The sequence below is a fragment of the Moorena sp. SIO4A5 genome (genome assembly GCF_010672005.1).
Lineage (GTDB): Bacteria > Cyanobacteriota > Cyanobacteriia > Cyanobacteriales > Coleofasciculaceae > Moorena.
Map to the genome: position 1 here is coordinate 22,661 of NZ_JAAHHZ010000042.1, position 17,441 is coordinate 40,101.

The window sequence follows — 17,441 nt, forward strand, 5'->3', positions numbered from 1 at the left end:
GGCGTGCGCCCACCCACCAAGGGAAAAGAAAACCAGAAAAACCCTCCTTTTAGTTACCAAATTCTGCCACCTGAGATTCAGACAGACCTGTTAAATTCGCCACCTGCTCCACCGTCATCCCTTGCTCTAACAAGTTCTGCGCCACCTGCTGCAACTGAGACTCCGCTTGATCAGCTCTTTGTTGTTCTTGATCAGCTCTTTGTCGTTCTTGCTCGGCTTTTTGTTGTTCTTGATCGGCTCTTTGTTGTTCTTGATCGGCTCTTTGCCGTTCTTGTTCAGCTCTTTGTTGTTCTTGATCGGCTCTTTGTTGTTCTTGATCGGCTCTTTGTTGTTCTTGCTCAGCTTTTTCCTCAGAAGTGGGCAGTAACTCCCCATCCAAATTTGCCCAGCGTAACCAAGTTGCTTCGATGCCGTTATACTCACCATGCCAACGCACCAAGCTCAAACCTAATGCCTGAGATACCAGTTGGTTTTGCTCATTAGGTTCTATCGGTTGGTAAACTCTATTTTGGAGATGAAATCCAGCCCAATCATCTGGATTAAACGGATCAAACCAGAAATACTCTGGCACACGCATCTGATTTTGATAAATCTGTTTTTTCTCGTTTTTGTCACGCTCAGCAGTGCTTGCCGACAAAAGTTCGATAATCACGTCAGGAGCCTTTTCCTCCTCCCAAATCACCCAGCTTCGACGCTCTCCCTTGGGTACATCTAGAGCAACAAAGAAATCTGGTCCTTTATAGTCCTTATTTTTGAGTTGGGCAACGCTGTAGTAAACAAACATATTACCACCGACATAGCCATCCGACCTATTATCTAGCCAAGGCGATAGGGTATAAATGAGCAGATCCATTTGGGCTTTGTGCCGTGCGGTTTCCATTGGTATATCATCATCACAAGGGAGCTCAGCCTGAGTAGGTGGTGCTGCCACTGGCATTGACACTATAGTTTTAGAGAGTGTAAGCTCTGACATGGCTGTCCAAAGGTTTCAGTTTACCAAGTTTTGACACTTCTATGTTAATGGGTGCTGCTTCCAAGCAAATGGGATCATATTTTGGAGGCTCTGGTTTTGGCGGACGGAAACTCTCCTAGATACCTATAGAAATCACCCCCATGCCCTGGTCAGTCAGTGCTTCTTTACAAAGAAGCCGAAGTTTAGCTTTGATTGGGTCAGTATCCGGCAACGAGAAAGCATTCATCCCCTTCTTTGCTGCTGTCTTCAATGCTGCAAATACCTGCTCAAAAGGCAGATATTTGCCTAACACCTTTTGATAACTTTGCATCCAGGGGAAAGTACTGATGTATTCACAATTAAAGGTGAGGTAGCCAGAGTCCTCACCAATTTAGATAAACGAGAGATAGTCATTATTGTAACCAAAGCGGAAATCCCCTACTGGATCTTCCCAAGTGGCCATAACGTCCGAGGGTAACTGTTGATGGCTGATAGCTGAGTGGTCAAAGTATACATGGCTGCGTTCGCTAGCCAACGCCCTTCGGGCTAATCGCAACTTCCTCAAACCTAGACGCATCAGGCTGTTTGACTTTTTAAATGCCACCTTCGGTCTCTTATAAGTAAGCAGAAAGTCTATCACTGTTTGCTGGACTTGACCAATAGTCCAGCTAGACAGTACTTAATTATACAAAGTTGGACTATGTGTTGTGGTATTTACCAATGACTACTTAGTGATTAGTGATTAGTGATTAGTGCTTTGTGGCCAGTAACAAGTTTTCTGGTATTCACCAATCACCAGCTTAGTGATTAGTAATTAGTGATTAGTAATTAGTGATTAGTGCTTTGTGGCCAGTCACAAGTTTTCTGGTATTCACCAATCACCAGCTTAGTAATTAGTGATTAGTGATTAGCGCTTTGTGGTCAGTAACAAGTTTTCTGGTATTCACCAATCACCAGCTTAGTAATTAGTGATTAGTAATTACTAAGCTGGTGATAAGTGCTTTGTGGCCAGTCACAAGTTTTCTGGTATTCACCAATGACTGATTACTAATCAATAAAAAACCGCCGCTAGCAATAGGGCGGGATGGTTAAGCAATCGGAGGGTAACTCTAGGTTACTTGGTTAATCTAGGATAGTGTTGTAGCAAATTTTACCAAATACCTATGACTGTCTAGCTTTTACCATAAGCATTAATGGGCTCTTTGATAAGCCGAATATATAAATGCTTAAAGGTAGACCTAATTACTCGAGGCATACCAAAATCAATCGGTGTCATAGTATCAGGTAGTTTCCAATCCCTCACTTGGATTTCTACAGGTCGATGGTAAGGAAAGTCAATCTCTGCTAAGTCTGGCAACAACCCTAGCCGTTTTTGAGCTGCTAGGGTAGGAACCAGAGCTGGCTCAACATTGAGAATTTCCACTATTGATCGGTCGAGAGCAAAGACATCCTCTGATGCTCCCAAGATCCCCAAATGTCTCGGTTCACCACCAATCGGACCATTCCCTTCCTGACCAATAATGCCATCAATGATAGTCAACTGCGGATTAATCGCCCGTGCTGTTTCCACCAGCATTTCCCCAAAGCGCGTCTCATCCTTACCCGCTTCCATATGCCACCAGGCTTTCATTTTTCCGGGAACACAGCCGAATAAATTTTTAACCCCCATGGTCAGGGTCAACTGCATGTGGGATTTTACCTTCGGTAGGTTAATCACCACATCCGCATTCATGGCCTCTTTAGACAAACGCAGATGATTAAAGGTTTCGCTAGCAGTTTCATAACCCTTGCCGTGGAATTCAACAATAGGGATATCAAGTTCTGCCATCATTGGCAGATAGCCGTTCGCCTTAGCCACACCCCTAGCACTCCCAAAGGCTGGGCTATCTCCGAAAAAGGGTTTACCCCCAGCTTCTTTGACTAGTTGAGCCACGCAGTAAACAATTTCAGGGCGAGTGATACATTCTTTACCAGGACGACCAGCAGTAAGTAAATTAGGTTTCAGCAGAACCGAATTACCTTTCTTAACAAAAGCACTCATCCCTCCCAAAGGTTCTAGCAGCCTTTCCAAGGAAGCTCGTAAGAGTTGTCTATTATAGGAATCAGCACGAATTAAACTAACAGTTTGCATAATTTAATAGTTTTGATGTCAGGGGAAAATGATCAATTGTGTATTGTTATACCAATTTCCTGTCAAAGATGTAAACTTATAGTACACTTGGAGATTGGAAATTTTTCAGATTGTTTCCCGCCTCCAACAGATAAGTGACAATTTTCAAGAAAATCTGGTATTATTCCTGGAGGAAGTTGCCTATCGTAGCAATTGTCTGTTGTATTATGAAAATCTTTTACCCTAGGGTGGCAGATTCTTCGCTACACATGTAGAATAAGAATACATAATACATCTACTGATTCTCCAATGTATCTACAGCTTGTCAGTTGCGTCTGCGGTCTTGTATCTAGGTTAAGCCTTAAATAATCACTCTAGGTCATGTTTAGGTTGAAAGCGTTATTCAATCGTTTCAGGGTGTATCAGTGAACGCATTTGTCCTACTCCAGGGTTTTAAGGACAGTACCTGGATACAGTAGTGCACTTACCAAACTTTTAAAGGATGTGGATTTTAACAAATTTATAATTCTCTAACTTCTCTAATCCTGAAGTGTTTACTCTCCTGAGGAAGAATGGTTCCTTGTGTCATTCCTTGGATGCTGGGAAGTGTATCTAATCTGTAACCAATAAACGTTTCCGTTGCCGAATTTAAGGCTAATTTTCAGGAAGATCGGAATTCTCTGTTGACGCTAAAAATACCTAGAACACTGGATAATACCGATGCTCTCTTGACTGAAAACCGATCTATGGCACGGGTTAATCGCCACTTAAGGCAAAAAAATTTCACATTCAGCCTACGTTGCCAGATTTTCCCTGGTTAAAACGTTTTGTACCAAGCAGGCTGAACAGAATAACATAATCAGTCAAACGAGGTGAACACACAAATGATTAAAGTACAGGCTCCTGATTCCATCCTATTTCCACAACCAGGCCTTGGCAAGGTAGAAAGTACCATTACCCCTACCAAGCCTGGGCGAGTCAAATTTAAAGCCACATACTGGCCCGCCCGGTTATGTGATCATGATTCCCAAGTTACCCTTGTGCCTGATGACCAAGTGACTGTGCTGGGCCGACACGGGATTACGTTGCTGGTGGTTCCTGCCGGCTATATTTCCCCTGGCAATTCACCAGAGGATGAACCGGGGGTTGAAGAAGCTAGTGAATCCCAGAGCTTGGGATTCACTCAAAAACTGAGCTCAGTCTTTTCCAAACTGTGGCGCTAGAGTTTAACTAACCGTAAGCTTATGCGCTACGCGCACGCTACTTGAGGTGCTATCAGCAGTCAGCTTACGCACTACTTGAAAAGCTTCGCTTTCGGTGAAACAGTTAATGTTCTCGTAGCCAGGATAAATAAACAAAGTTCAGACGTTATATGTAAGATATATAACGTCTGAATGTGGGATTTTTTTTCGTGGCCAAGCTTGCATCTAAAGCTTGCATCTTATGTTATTTCCGGATAATCACCATTAATCAAAATCTCCTCATCTCCCCATCTCCCCATCTCCCCATCTCCCCATCTCACCATCTGCATGCTTAGTCCTACTTTTAAGAATTGGTATAAGTGGGTCGGTTCTCTTGCACTGATCTAACCAAGGACAAATAACAGTTCAAGCTTAGTCAATCCATCGCATCTGGACAAAATGGGCTGGACGTCCCCAGATATCAGATGTTTCCCTAATGTCTACAATCGCCAGGTTAAAAGGAATGGCAGTAGTTAAGTACCGTTGTGCTAAGTTGCCCAAATCAGGTGTTAGTTGAGTAGCAGCCACCGCTGCAAAGCCAAGACCCAACAGTTGTTCAATCGGTCCTCGCGGCAGTAACAGATGAACAGCCAACCCTAGTCCAGCACCTAAAAACACTGCTACTGAGAGATTCGTGCCGCACCGGGGGTGGATAGCCATATCCCATTCTCCCCGAGTCAGTCGCTCTAGGGCAGTGGGTACTGCTCGTCTCAAGTCAGCCAAATTTACCTGACCATAGAGATAAAATCCTTGGTCAGTTGATAGTCCTCCTATAGCATTATTATCTGATGGAGGAGTGGTTGGGGTTGCACCAGCACCACTAGCACCATAGCGTTCACTTAGAACCCAGACAGTAGCGTGTTCTAGAGCATGAACCTGACGCAGCATGAGAATGTCTTTTAACCCTGGAACGAAATTCAGCTGCCTAAGCAAATCCGTATCCTGTGTCGGTTGAGGGGCTGTAAAATCAAAGTCCCAAAAGTTACTGGTGTTTACGGAAGCAGAATTACTCATGGCAGCAAAAAAGCAAAAGCAGGTTAATTAATATCAGACACTTTCACTGTAGCATTGTGTCCGATTGAATACTTAAAATTCCTAAGTATTCAGCTGACTGCTTAATAATGATAGCTGAATGCTTAGAAAACTTAATCATTCTTAGTTGTTCGTAAATTAACCATTAAAAATTAACAATTAACCATTAACAATAAATATAGCTCCTCGCTGTTCTAGCTCAGGTTTAATTTTATCGGGCAAAACCGTATTGTACCAAAATTGAGCACCTTGGACATTGACTTTCTGAAGATTGCTATCAAATAGGTTAGTACCCATCAAATTTGTCTAACTCAAGTCAGCATTAGTCAGATCGACGTGACGCAGTTGAGCATAACTGAGTTCACTACCACTGAGGTCTCCATAACTCAACTGAGCATGACTTAATTGAGCATAGCTAAGGTTAGTCTTCCTCACTTAGTTTGGCATTTTGCAGACTAGCACCACTGAGATTAGCATCGCTCAAATCAGCATTTTGTAAGTCAGCATGAAGCAGATTACTCTCGTTCAAACTGGCATTGCTGAGATTGCTTGCTGTAAATTAGTACGACGTAAATCAGCACCGCTTAGGTTGGTAAGTAGTCGGACAAAAGTAAAATTAACTGTTGAAATAGGGAGCAGGGACTGAGGCCGTGGGCCACGCGGGGCGCGTTCGGAGCTGGGAGCTGGGAGCAGAGGGGCTTTTGGCAACTTTACAGAAGTTAATACAGCGATGCAGCAAGGGAACAGGGGGTTTCCCCCACTCGCTATTGCATCAAGAAGTGAGGTTTATTTTTGTCCAGGTACTTAGTTATGCAAACCGCCGTAAATGTATTGGCAAAGACTTGATAATCGTTGTGTAAAATAATTTCCAATAACGCTTTATTTTCCTCTAGGTTTGCCGTCATTTTACAAAATCAAATTTGCTTAAATTCCAACAAAACGGTTTATGGATAATTTACCTTTACCCCCTTTTAAAAAAACTGATATATGACTTCTTTATAACGCTGAATTCTTTACGGTTTCGGGAGTTCATCTTCAGTAAAACATCATGATTAATATCCTCATGTTCTGTGGTATTATTGGGGTGATTATTGTTGTTATTTGAGATGCTCTCTACCATAGATACAAATTACTTTATTAATAGTATATAGAGATTTGAATTTGAACAGCAAGTTGAGACCAACAAGCGACTCCTAAAAAACGTAAAATTGAGAGCAATGACTTTAGCCAATGAGGAATGTAATTTGCCCGGGTGGTCATTACTAGCTATAACCATAAGGAGAGTACTGTGGAAGTTAATGTAAATTGTGCCCAAGACTGCATCAACGGTTGTATCTTAGGTGACAAATGCCCCAATCAACAATACGTTGCTGAGGCATCCCAGTTCATTAACGGTACTTCATTGGACAAAATGTTGGAGTTGGCAGAGGAAGCACGGCTCAAGAAACTATCTCAACCCCCTAAATGGGTGATTCCCGACTTTCCTGAGTAGGAAACTCTCACCCCTAAGCCAAAAGCGCCTGATTCTATGGGAACCTAAGAGAATAAATACAAAAACCTACTATTTTCGCTACGCCAAGCAACTAACAGGTTATGCAAACTCTAAGTACACCTCAAAGGGCTAGTACACTACCAGCTTTCGATACTACTATCCACCGCCGTCAAACCCGCCCTGTCAGAGTGGCTAATGTCACTATTGGCGGGGGATACCCGGTGGTGGTGCAATCGATGATTAATGAAGATACCTTAGATATCAATGGTTCCGTTGCTGCTATTCGCCGCTTGCACGAGATTGGTTGCGAGATTGTCCGTGTCACTGTACCGAGTATGGCACATGCTAAGGCTCTAGCCCAAATCAAAGAGAAACTAGCAGCGACCTATCAAGCGGTGCCTCTAGTAGCTGATGTCCATCACAATGGCATGAAAATTGCTCTGGAAGTTGCCAAGCATGTGGATAAGGTACGGATTAATCCAGGATTGTATGTCTTTGAAAAGCCCAAAGCCAATCGCAGTGAATACACTGAAGCTGAATTTGAGGAAATTGGGGAAAAAATTCGGGAAACCCTAGAACCCCTGGTCATTTCCCTCCGTGACCAAGGTAAAGCTATGCGCATCGGAGTCAATCACGGTTCCCTAGCGGAACGGATGCTGTTTACCTACGGTGATACCCCGGAAGGGATGGTGGAATCTGCTCTGGAATTTATTCGTATCTGTGAATCCTTAGATTTCCGCAATTTGGTGATCTCCCTCAAAGCTTCACGGGTACCTGTGATGCTAGCCGCCTATCGCTTAATGGTAAGGCGGATGAATCAGTTGGGGATGGATTACCCGTTGCATTTGGGTGTTACTGAAGCTGGGGATGGGGAATATGGACGGATTAAGTCTACGGCTGGTATTGCTACTCTGCTAGCTGAGGGGATTGGTGATACGATTCGTGTCTCCCTTACGGAAGCCCCAGAAAAAGAGATTCCTGTTTGCTACAGTATTCTGCAAGCTCTGGGATTGCGGAAAACTATGGTGGAGTATGTGGCTTGTCCGTCCTGTGGTCGTACTTTATTTAATTTAGAGGAGGTGCTGCATAAGGTACGGGAAGCTACTAAACATCTCGCTGGCTTAGATATTGCTGTGATGGGGTGTATTGTTAATGGTCCTGGGGAAATGGCTGATGCTGACTATGGTTATGTCGGTAAGCAAGCTGGCTATATTTCTCTGTATCGCGGTAAGGAGGAAATTAAAAAGGTACCTGAAGATCAAGGAGTAGAGGAGTTGATTAATTTAATTAAAGCTGATGGTCGCTGGGTAGATCCTTAATAATTTTTGAATAAAAACTATAAAAAACTATCACTTTGTGGGCGCAAGCCTTGCGCCCTTACAATTTATTTGTGTTCCACTCATGATCACAAGTCCTATAAATTGACAATTAGCAATTAACCTCCTCATCACTCGATCAGTTGATTGATCATGGATTTACGTAGTTTTAGAATTACTTGACCGATGCTGTCACAAGCCCTAGAGCAATGGCGAGAATCATGCATCTGACTCATCACCTAACTCTTTGAGTCTAGCTAGCAATTCCTCTACCCGCTTTTCGGCAAGTTCTCTTTGTTGCCGTTCAGCTTGAGCTTGTTGTTGAGCAGCTTGAGCTCTCTCGTCTGGTGTTGGTACCAATTGCTGATCTTCACTGAAAAACCGTAGCTGGGAATTATGCACACCTAAAAATAATTCCAACTGCTGACTCCACAGCCACCCCTGAGTATTAGGGTCGAGGGGTTGATACTGGCCTCCCATCAGGCGAAATCCCTGAAAATCGAGGGTATCGGGGTGAAACCAGAAATATTCTGGTGTCCTGAAAGTATCTTGGTAGAGGATTTTCTTTAATCCCTTATCAACTTTAGCTGTACTGTTAGAGAGCAGTTCAATAATCACATTGGGATATTTTCCTTGTTCTGCCCATACTACCCAACTTTTGCGGGGTCGATTTTCCGTACCGAGTACTACAAAAAAGTCGGGTCCTCTAAAGTCTCTGGTGGTAATATGCTCAGGACTGAAATAGATAGTGAGATTCCCTGTAGCATAGAAGTCGCTTCGTTCTCGCCACCACCACTTGAGGCAAGCGAGTAACAGCTCAATTTGATCTCGATGGCGATCGCTTTCCAAGGGGGGTTCATCACTCCATAAATCACATGGTGGAATGATAATACTTTCTGACTCAGCCATTACATTGACTTCCACAGTGGCTTCTGAATTCGTGACTACTCCCACATCAAATCAAAGATTATGATGTGGGCTTCTCAACCTCACGAATGAGACTTGCTGCTCCTCGGCGGATGCCTCCGCTACGCGAACGATATCCTGTACCGATTTACCACAGCCATTAAGCGGCAGTCCAACCGCCAATAGTCCACGATTTAAAATGTTGATACCACTGTTCCAGTCGCGGTCAATTTTAACTTTACAACTAGAACAATAATGAATGCGCTCACTTAAAGTTTTTTCGACCCTAGAACCACAACTAAAACACTCGATACTTGTGCCACGTGGGTTAACTTCCTGAACTAACAAACCGCGTTTAACCGCCACTGCTTGCAATATTTCCAAGAATGCTCCCCAGGCCGCATCATGTATTGATTTTGCTAAATTAGTTCTAGCGAGTCCTTTGATATTTAAATTTTCGTGAGCAATTAAGTCATACTTACTGCACAGCCAATGAGCAACCTGATAATGAAATTCTTTTCGGCAACGGCTTAAATGAAGGTGCATCAAAGCTACTTTATGTTTAGCTTTTTTCCAGTTTTTAGAACCCTTGATACGGCGCGACATTACTTTTTGAGCTTGAGCAAGTTTGTCCTGAGCTTTTCTGTAAAACTGCGGGATAGGCACTGCTTCGCCGTCAGATGTCGTCAAGAATTTCTCCAGGCCAACATCAATACCAACGGCAGAATTGACTGAATCTACAGGTAGCAGTTCAGGTACGGTATCATCTTTCATCGAAATACAACAATACCAACCATCAGCTTTTTTGACGATAGTGCATTGCTTGAGTACAAAACCCACGCCCTTCGGGCAAGCTTCGCTAACAGGTAATGGCCGATGCATTACCACAGGTATTGACCCAATTCGACTTAGTTTTAAAACACCGTCAACTAGGTGCGCTCCCGCTTTGGTATTGTTAACCCTGGGGAATACAAATGACCGGAGATCTCCGGGCTTTTTGAAGCGAGGTCTTCCACCACGCTTACCACTGGCGTCTGGTTTTCGCCATTTCTCCCAGGCTTTGTTAAGCCGCTGTAGGTTAACCTGTTGCGTCTCTGCGTAAATTTGTTTGTACTCAGGGAACAACCGCTTAGTTTCCTTGAGAGCAGATTGCTGGGTGTAGTAGTTGACCGGGTGAGGAATTTCACCAATCGGCTCATAAAGTAAGCTACATCTATCAACTGGTGAACGAGTCCTGTTGAGCCAATCAAGCCTTTGCCCTAGAGCATAGTTCCAGTGACGGCGCAACAGTTCTAGCCATCTATCCATCGTGGCTATCTGTTCGTCACTAGGCTTGATTCTGTAGCAGTAGGTTAATATCACTGTGCTATTGTACCACTTACGATCGCGTTCGCGCAGCGTCGGCTCTGCCGAAAGCGTGGCCAGAGGCCAATCGCTTTTAGCGGAAGCTGAGGCCTTTGGCCACGCTTCGCGAACGCGATGAAGCGTTCGCGCAGCGTCGGCTCTGCCGAAAGCGTGGCCAGAGGCCAATCTGTTGAGAACTTCAAGACGCTGTCGGGCAATTCACCGGAGACGAAACCTGATTACGTTGAGCGATAGGCGCGACAGTCTGTGAGTCATAAGTTTAAGTTATATGAAATAAGGCGAGCCTGTCTTACGGTAACTTCTAACCCGTTAAATCGGAGATTATAACGGGAGACCCCTTGCCCGTTTAAGTTGGCAAGGGTCATAGCACTCACAGGCAAAATCGCTACCTCTAGTTTGACAGCTTTACTGGAAATGGTTAACTTAACCGTTGACTGTCAACGGTCAACGCTCAACGGTAAACAAATCAGGTTTGTTGGGTAAAAGCTAGATGCTTTGTAAAAGCTGGATAAATAACTAGGGAATAATTTGGCAAGCAAGCATATAATAGTCAGGATCTAATAACGTTTATGTCACCACAGAGCAACCACTATGCCCCGCCGCGATGATATTCACAAAATCTTGCTCCTTGGTTCTGGTCCGATTGTGATTGGACAAGCCTGTGAATTTGACTATTCCGGGACTCAGGCTTGTAAGGCACTCCGGGAAGAAGGCTATGAAGTGGTACTGGTAAACTCTAATCCAGCTAGTATCATGACTGACCCGGAAACGGCTGACCGTACCTACATCGAGCCCCTAACTCCAGAAATCGTCGAGAAGGTGATCGAAAAAGAGCAACCATGTGCTTTACTGCCAACCATGGGGGGTCAGACGGCTCTGAATATTGCGGTTGACCTAGCTAAGAATGGGGTGTTGGAAAAGCATGGAGTGGAGCTAATTGGGGCAAAGCTAGAGGCGATAGAAAAGGCTGAAGACCGCCAGTTGTTCAAGGAAGCAATGGAAAGAATTGGGGTAGGGGTCTGTCCTTCGGGAATTGCGAATAATCTCAAAGAGGCTAAAGCGATCGCACAAGAAATCGGCTCTTACCCGCTGATTATTCGCCCGGCTTTTACCCTGGGGGGTAGTGGTGGTGGCATTGCCTATAACAAAGAAGAATACGAAGCAATGGCTCAGGGGGGTTTGGATGCTTCGCCAGTGTCTCAAATCTTGGTGGAAAAGTCTTTGTTGGGCTGGAAGGAGTATGAGTTAGAGGTCATGCGAGATTTGGCAGATAATGTAGTGATTATCTGTTCCATTGAAAATCTTGACCCGATGGGGATTCATACTGGGGACTCGATTACTGTTGCTCCCGCTCAAACCCTGACGGATAAGGAATACCAACGGTTGCGGGATTACTCGATTAAAATTATTCGGGAGATTGGGGTTGAAACCGGAGGGTCAAATATTCAGTTTGCTGTGAATCCCATCAATGGCCAAGTCATTATCATTGAGATGAATCCTCGGGTTTCTCGCAGTTCTGCCCTAGCCTCTAAAGCAACAGGGTTCCCGATTGCTAAGTTTGCGGCTAAATTAGCCGTGGGATATACCCTCGATGAAATTCCCAACGATATTACTAAACAAACTCCTGCTTCCTTTGAACCAACTATTGACTATGTGGTAACTAAGGTACCCCGGTTTGCCTTTGAGAAGTTTCCCGGTAGTAAACCAATCCTTACGACTCAGATGAAGTCAGTGGGAGAAGCGATGGCGATTGGACGGACGTTTCTCGAATCGTTTCAGAAAGCGTTGCGCTCCCTGGAAACTGGACGGTTTGGGTGGGGATGCGATCGCAAAGAGAAGCTGCCATCTCTCGAACAAGTGCGCTATGGTTTACGAACCCCGAATCCAGAACGTATCTTCACGGTGGGTCATGGTTTGATGCTAGGGATGACCCTAGAAGAAGTACAGGAACTCACAGGAATTGACCCCTGGTTTTTGGATAAATTGGCGGAGTTGCTGGAAACGTCAAAATTCCTCAAACGTAACCCATTGCAGACCTTGAACAAAGAGCAGTTATGGGCAGTCAAACGTCAGGGATTTAGCGATCGCCAAATTGCTTTTGCTACCAAGACCTCGGAAGATGAGGTGCGTGAATACCGTAAGCATCTAGGAGTAGTACCAGCATATAAGCTAGTAGATACCTGTGCAGCAGAGTTTGAGGCATTTACACCTTATTATTACTCCACTTATGAAGAAGAGTCGGAAGTGATACCTTCGGATCGGCGGAAGGTGATGATTTTAGGTGGGGGACCAAACCGGATTGGTCAAGGGATTGAGTTTGACTATTGCTGTTGTCATGCATCTTATGCTCTGAGTAAGCAGGGGTTTGAGACAATCATGGTCAACTCCAACCCAGAGACAGTTTCTACAGATTATGATACAAGCGATCGCTTATATTTTGAGCCCCTGACCAAAGAGGATGTACTCAATATTATTGAGGCGGAAAATCCGGAAGGGATTATTGTTCAATTTGGGGGACAGACACCGCTTAAGTTAGCAGTGCCGTTGCAAGAAGCCTTGAAGGTTAGCAGGTTGAAGGTTGGCAACCAACAACTGGTAACCCAAATTTGGGGAACCTCTCCCGACTCAATCGACGTAGCTGAGGATCGGGAGCGGTTTGAGAAGATTTTGCGGAAGTTAGATATTAAGCAGCCACCCAATGGAATTGCTCGCAGTTATGGGGAAGCACTAGAGGTGGCGAAACGGATTAGTTATCCAGTGGTGGTGCGTCCGTCTTATGTGTTGGGGGGACGGGCTATGGAAATTGTCTATTCCGATGAGGATTTGAAACGCTACATGAAGTTTGCGGTGCAGGTGGAACCAGAGCATCCGATTCTGATTGATAAGTTTTTAGAGAATGCTGTAGAGGTAGATGTGGATGCGATCGCAGATGACACTGGTCGGGTAGTGATTGGTGGCATCATGGAACACATCGAACAGGCGGGGATTCACTCCGGAGACTCTGCTTGTTCTTTACCCCACACCTCTCTAACACCCGTTGCTTTGGAAACTATTCGCACTTGGACTTATCAGCTGGCAAAAGCCCTGAAGGTGGTGGGGTTGATGAATATTCAATTTGCGGTGCAAGGGGAAACCGTTTACATACTCGAAGCCAATCCCAGAGCATCCCGAACAGTTCCCTATGTCTCCAAGGCAACAGGGGTACCCCTGGCGGGGTTAGCATCTCGGGTTATGTCCGGTGAAACCTTGGAATCCCTTGGGTTAACTGAAGAAGCTAGCCCTAAGCACATTGCAGTCAAAGAAGCGGTATTGCCCTTTGAGAAATTTCCTGGTACAGACACCCTCCTCGGACCAGAAATGCGTTCTACTGGGGAAGTAATGGGGATTGACACAGATTTTGGGAAGGCATTTGCCAAAGCAGAATTAGCAGCTGGTCAGCGTTTACCCCTGTCTGGCACAGTGTTCGTTTCTACAAATCACCGAGACAAGCAAAATGTAGTACCAGTGGCGAAAGACTTAATCGAGTTGGGATTCGAGCTAGTGGCAACGGATGGCACTCGCAAGGTGCTGCAAGAGCATGGACTGGATGTGGAGTTGGTGTTAAAACTCCATGAAGGACGTCCCCATGTCTTGGATTGGATTAAGAATCAAAAGATTCAGCTAATTATTAATACCCCTTCTGGAGAAGATGCCTATGCCGATGGGCGGTTAATTCGCCGAACAGCATTAGGCTATAAAATTCCGATTGTGACTACAATTGCTAGTGCTAAAGCAACAGCAGCAGCAATTCGTTCACTACAGTCCCAACCACTGGGAGTAAAAGCTCTACAGGACTATATCACGAATTAGCTTTTGCTCTCACAGCCGTAGGGTGTGTTAGGGACGGGCTCGCCCTAATTTTCTCGGTAGCCAGTGTTAGGATAGCCCGTCCCGTAACGCACCGCCAGGGTTTGGACTACATCTTTACCACTACCATTCTCCTGAAACCTTCTGTTCCCTGTTCCCTGTTCCCTGTTCCCTATAGCTGAAACCCTTGATTTTTGGTTTAACTTGGTAAGTCCCACTAATTTTCCCAATCTTGGCTAGTATCACACCAAAAACTATCCTCAATCACCTCATCAAAGGAATAAAGACAAGCTTCTGGGAAGGTTCGTATTGGTAAATTAGTTTCCCGCAAAGCTAAATCAATACCTGCTTCATAGCCATCCATCATTGCTTCCGACCGGCGAGACTTTAAGCTCGGGTTTTGCCGTAAATGTCGTTTAATTGCCCGACGTTGTTCTCTAATACTCAAAAACCAACTGCGGCTACGATGCTCTGGCTGATACTGCCACTTGAGCAGATGACCAAGCAGAACGCAAAGGCGACTTACTAATTCCCGATATTCCTGTCTTCCCAAAGCTTGAATTTCTTCCTCCAGATGCTGCCAATCAAGCTCAGAAAATTGCTTGTGCTTCAGTGCTTGCGCCTGCTGCTGAGTCCAAGCATAGAAGTCTTGCTCGTATAGGGATGGTTTATCCATAAACTTGAAAAAGTTATTACAGTTTTTTACATTGCCAAAAATACCTATATAGTTTATTATCTCTTGCCTTTTGCCTTTTGTCTCTTGCCTAAAGTAATATGTTCACAACTAAAATTAAAATGCTATTAGCTGGGACAATCTTATCCATTATAACCCTTTATAAACCTTACACTATACCTCGGTCCAGCCCTCAATCGTTGCTATCAAAATATTCACAAGTGGGTGCTCTATAGCTTCTTTGAACGCATCAACTCCTCCAGCTTCCAAGGCATTAATAACCTTTGCTTTCAGGGTAGGATTACTGTTGATTTCTTCAGCAGCCTCAGCGACAACTGTTAATTTTTCAATTTCGGTTGTGGTTGGCTTAATTTGTGAAAGTTGGTTTAGGAGTTTCTGAATCTCTGCTGCTGCCTCTGCCAGATTTTTGGTTGGGGCGTAGTAGTGCTGAGCGCCAACTATTTTGCTGTCATTGACTGTTCCCGCGTAACCAAAACCGATTGAAGAATTGCTCTGGTCTATGTTGTTGGCTGCGAAATCAATAGTATTATAAATAGGTCTGTTAGCCTGGAGCTTAATGATTTCCACTAGCTCCGCACTTTGATGACGATAAATCTCTATTTCGCTATGCTTAGCCTTTAATTGAGCTAGATATTTTTCCTCGACTGCTTTAAGTGCTAACTCATAATTATGCTTGAAATCCTTTTCAATTTCAGCTTTGTTGAACTCCCTAGGTATGTTTATGCGAATCACGATAGTACCATCCCCCTTATTCTCAATAGATTGAATCGCTAACTCCTGTGCCCCGCTTTCAACTTTTATCTTCTGGAATGAGGGAAGAAATGCCTGCCAGTTAAGTCCATGAACGAAAATCAAATCAAGAGTTTCTAAAACTTTTTGAAATAACTTACTAAATTCTTCTGGAGCAAAGTTACCGCTATGGGGACGACGCTCTTGTTGAGAATCTCTCAGATAAACATAAGCACAAATTATCCCATCAAGATTTGTAGCACTATTGATATTCCAGTCTTGTATACAAGTCCCAGTCAATAATGCTTTTTCAAAGTTAGTATTCAATGCTTGAACTGCCGTTAGATTAGCTCCAGTCAAATTGGCTTGACTGAGATTAGCTTCACTGAGATTAGCGTGACTGAGATTAGCTCCAGTCAGATTAACTTGACTGAGATTAGCTTCACTGAGATTAGCGTGACTGAGATTAGCTCCACCAAGATTAACGTTACTAAGATTAGCTCCCCTAAGATTGGCTCCAGTTAAGTTTCTTTCCATGAGCTCTGGAACTAACTCAGTGTTTCTTGCCCTCCACTGATTCCAAGCTTCTAGTCTTTTTTGATATAAAATCAGGTCTTCGTTGTTGGCTTGCTGCTGAGTGATAAAGCTAATTGGAGCAAGATCATTCCAAGTGGGAGGCAATTCTGCGGGATTCTGGAACAAAACTGGCAACCAACTAGCACAGGGAAAATCATTCTCTAATCCTTGCAATTGTTCCCTTGCTTCCCTTACTGAAATATATAACGATTTTCCCCTTGAAAATGACTTAAGAAATCCCTTTAAAAACTCCTGAGCTACTAGATCTGGTACTGGCTCTCGCATCACAATAACTTGCGGGATGTGCAAGTCAGTTAAACTTTGTGCTAAACCTAGCCCATCACAAGAGTTAAAAATAGCTATCTTTAATCGCCTTTCAATTGAAGCTTTTAAAGCATTTTTTAACTCACTAATTATTAAGCTATCTGTTTGGTTAATACAAATATAGCCGCTCTTGCCATCTACTTGGCTGTAACTATGCCCAGAAAAAAAGAGGATATCCCAGCCTTTTTCGTCCCATAATGCCCTATCTAATTCCAGGCGTGACGGCTCAACCAGAAACGTAGGTTCTATATTAGGTAAATGTTCTAGTAATTCTCGGTCTGTTTCAAGATTAATTCCGTCACTGTTTCCCAAAACAGCTAAAATTCTCACCTTATCGTTGATAATAGAAGAGACGGTGCGCTTAACTCTATCATAGGTTAATTCCGCCAAAGCCACCTCAGCTTTGCGGTAATGATCAAAAATGTCCCACAGATGCCAGGAGATTCGTCGTAACTGAATATCTTCCACTTGGATAATTACGCGAATTTCGTCAGAAGGACTTAAATTTTTCAGAAATGCCTCTTTGATGACACGAAAATCTTCATAATTAAGCCAAGTATTTAGACTTTTTACCAAGTTTTTGGATAATTTACGAAACTGATCTCTACTGATGATAGAAGTGTTTATCTCTGGTTTTTTATTCAAAGCGCGTACAGAAAAACCTAGGTTTTGATATATTAAATGCCAGCGCTTATGGAGTTTAGCCAATTCTGGTGCTGGGGGCAATTTTCCTAGTATTTTTATTGATGGAATAGCGCGATCATCTCCAATCTTTATAGTAGCTAAACAACCAGTTTCAAGGTTTCCCTCTCCTAGATTTATTACAACTAATTTACCCATTTTTTAATTATAAAAAAA

At 43.8% G+C, this 17,441-nt stretch carries 17 protein-coding genes; 4 read left to right on the plus strand and 13 right to left on the minus strand.

Going from position 1 to position 17,441, the window contains the following annotated elements:
* Positions 1-49: 49 nt before the first annotated feature.
* The 4 genes from F6K57_RS15065 to F6K57_RS15080 form a co-directional block, all read right to left on the minus strand.
* Positions 50-973 (minus strand): Uma2 family endonuclease, encoded by a 924-nt coding sequence (locus tag F6K57_RS15065; protein WP_075902842.1) that lies wholly within the window; start codon positions 971-973, stop codon positions 50-52.
* Between the two features lie 115 nt (positions 974-1,088).
* The gene (locus F6K57_RS15070) at positions 1,089-1,283 is read right to left on the minus strand and encodes a hypothetical protein (protein WP_075902840.1); all 195 of its coding nucleotides are present in this window, start codon (positions 1,281-1,283) and stop codon (positions 1,089-1,091) included.
* A 60-nt stretch (positions 1,284-1,343) separates the two neighbouring features.
* Positions 1,344-1,556 (minus strand): hypothetical protein, encoded by a 213-nt coding sequence (locus tag F6K57_RS15075; RefSeq protein ID WP_158069760.1) that lies wholly within the window; start codon positions 1,554-1,556, stop codon positions 1,344-1,346.
* A 567-nt stretch (positions 1,557-2,123) separates the two neighbouring features.
* On the minus strand, positions 2,124-3,083 hold the full coding sequence (locus F6K57_RS15080) for a DUF362 domain-containing protein (protein ID WP_075902836.1): 960 nt from the start codon (positions 3,081-3,083) through the stop codon (positions 2,124-2,126).
* 863 nt (positions 3,084-3,946) lie between these two features.
* Here F6K57_RS15080 and F6K57_RS15085 point away from each other — a divergent pair.
* Positions 3,947-4,285 carry an NfeD family protein gene (locus F6K57_RS15085; RefSeq protein WP_293019074.1) on the plus strand — a complete coding sequence of 113 codons (339 nt, stop codon included), beginning with the start codon at positions 3,947-3,949 and terminating at the stop codon, positions 4,283-4,285.
* 390 nt (positions 4,286-4,675) lie between these two features.
* On the opposite strand, the gene F6K57_RS15090 is transcribed toward F6K57_RS15085, so the two are convergent.
* The 4 genes from F6K57_RS15090 to F6K57_RS15105 form a co-directional block, all read right to left on the minus strand.
* Complete coding sequence (locus F6K57_RS15090) at positions 4,676-5,317, minus strand: DUF6391 domain-containing protein (RefSeq protein ID WP_293019073.1); 642 nt, start codon at positions 5,315-5,317, stop codon at positions 4,676-4,678.
* Between the two features lie 177 nt (positions 5,318-5,494).
* Entirely contained in the window at positions 5,495-5,632 is a 138-nt protein-coding gene (locus F6K57_RS15095) for a hypothetical protein (protein WP_293043480.1), read from the minus strand.
* A gap of 9 nt (positions 5,633-5,641) precedes the next feature.
* Positions 5,642-5,770: a pentapeptide repeat-containing protein gene (locus F6K57_RS15100; RefSeq protein WP_081431320.1), complete on the minus strand. Its 129-nt coding sequence runs from the start codon at positions 5,768-5,770 to the stop codon at positions 5,642-5,644.
* The gene (locus tag F6K57_RS15105; RefSeq protein WP_081431319.1) at positions 5,757-5,864 is read right to left on the minus strand and encodes a pentapeptide repeat-containing protein; all 108 of its coding nucleotides are present in this window, start codon (positions 5,862-5,864) and stop codon (positions 5,757-5,759) included. Before F6K57_RS15105 ends, F6K57_RS15100 begins: the two co-directional genes overlap by 14 nt.
* A gap of 759 nt (positions 5,865-6,623) precedes the next feature.
* Here F6K57_RS15105 and F6K57_RS15110 point away from each other — a divergent pair.
* Positions 6,624-6,827, plus strand: a complete 204-nt coding sequence (locus tag F6K57_RS15110) for a hypothetical protein (RefSeq protein WP_075906439.1) — start codon at positions 6,624-6,626, stop codon at positions 6,825-6,827.
* A gap of 101 nt (positions 6,828-6,928) precedes the next feature.
* Positions 6,929-8,146 carry a (E)-4-hydroxy-3-methylbut-2-enyl-diphosphate synthase gene (gene ispG, locus F6K57_RS15115; RefSeq protein WP_293043478.1) on the plus strand — a complete coding sequence of 406 codons (1,218 nt, stop codon included), beginning with the start codon at positions 6,929-6,931 and terminating at the stop codon, positions 8,144-8,146.
* Positions 8,147-8,362: 216 nt separating this feature from the next.
* On the opposite strand, the gene F6K57_RS15120 is transcribed toward ispG, so the two are convergent.
* Both F6K57_RS15120 and F6K57_RS15125 read right to left on the minus strand, forming a co-directional pair.
* A complete protein-coding gene (locus F6K57_RS15120; RefSeq protein WP_293068942.1) occupies positions 8,363-9,052 on the minus strand; it encodes a Uma2 family endonuclease in 690 nt (229 codons plus the stop codon).
* A 51-nt stretch (positions 9,053-9,103) separates the two neighbouring features.
* Positions 9,104-10,411: a transposase gene (locus tag F6K57_RS15125; RefSeq protein WP_293019068.1), complete on the minus strand. Its 1,308-nt coding sequence runs from the start codon at positions 10,409-10,411 to the stop codon at positions 9,104-9,106.
* Positions 10,412-11,005: 594 nt separating this feature from the next.
* Here F6K57_RS15125 and carB point away from each other — a divergent pair.
* Positions 11,006-14,263, plus strand: a complete 3,258-nt coding sequence (gene carB / locus F6K57_RS15130; RefSeq protein ID WP_293068896.1) for a carbamoyl-phosphate synthase large subunit — start codon at positions 11,006-11,008, stop codon at positions 14,261-14,263.
* Between the two features lie 44 nt (positions 14,264-14,307).
* Here the strand turns inward: carB and F6K57_RS15135 are convergent, their stop codons facing one another.
* From F6K57_RS15135 to F6K57_RS15145, 3 genes are all read right to left on the minus strand, one after another.
* Positions 14,308-14,478 carry a hypothetical protein gene (locus F6K57_RS15135; protein ID WP_293068899.1) on the minus strand — a complete coding sequence of 57 codons (171 nt, stop codon included), beginning with the start codon at positions 14,476-14,478 and terminating at the stop codon, positions 14,308-14,310.
* On the minus strand, positions 14,478-14,936 hold the full coding sequence (locus tag F6K57_RS15140) for a DUF29 domain-containing protein (protein ID WP_293068902.1): 459 nt from the start codon (positions 14,934-14,936) through the stop codon (positions 14,478-14,480). Before F6K57_RS15140 ends, F6K57_RS15135 begins: the two co-directional genes overlap by 1 nt.
* 171 nt (positions 14,937-15,107) lie before the next feature.
* A complete protein-coding gene (locus F6K57_RS15145) occupies positions 15,108-17,423 on the minus strand; it encodes a pentapeptide repeat-containing protein (RefSeq protein WP_293068905.1) in 2,316 nt (771 codons plus the stop codon).
* Between the last annotated feature and the right edge of the window lie 18 nt (positions 17,424-17,441).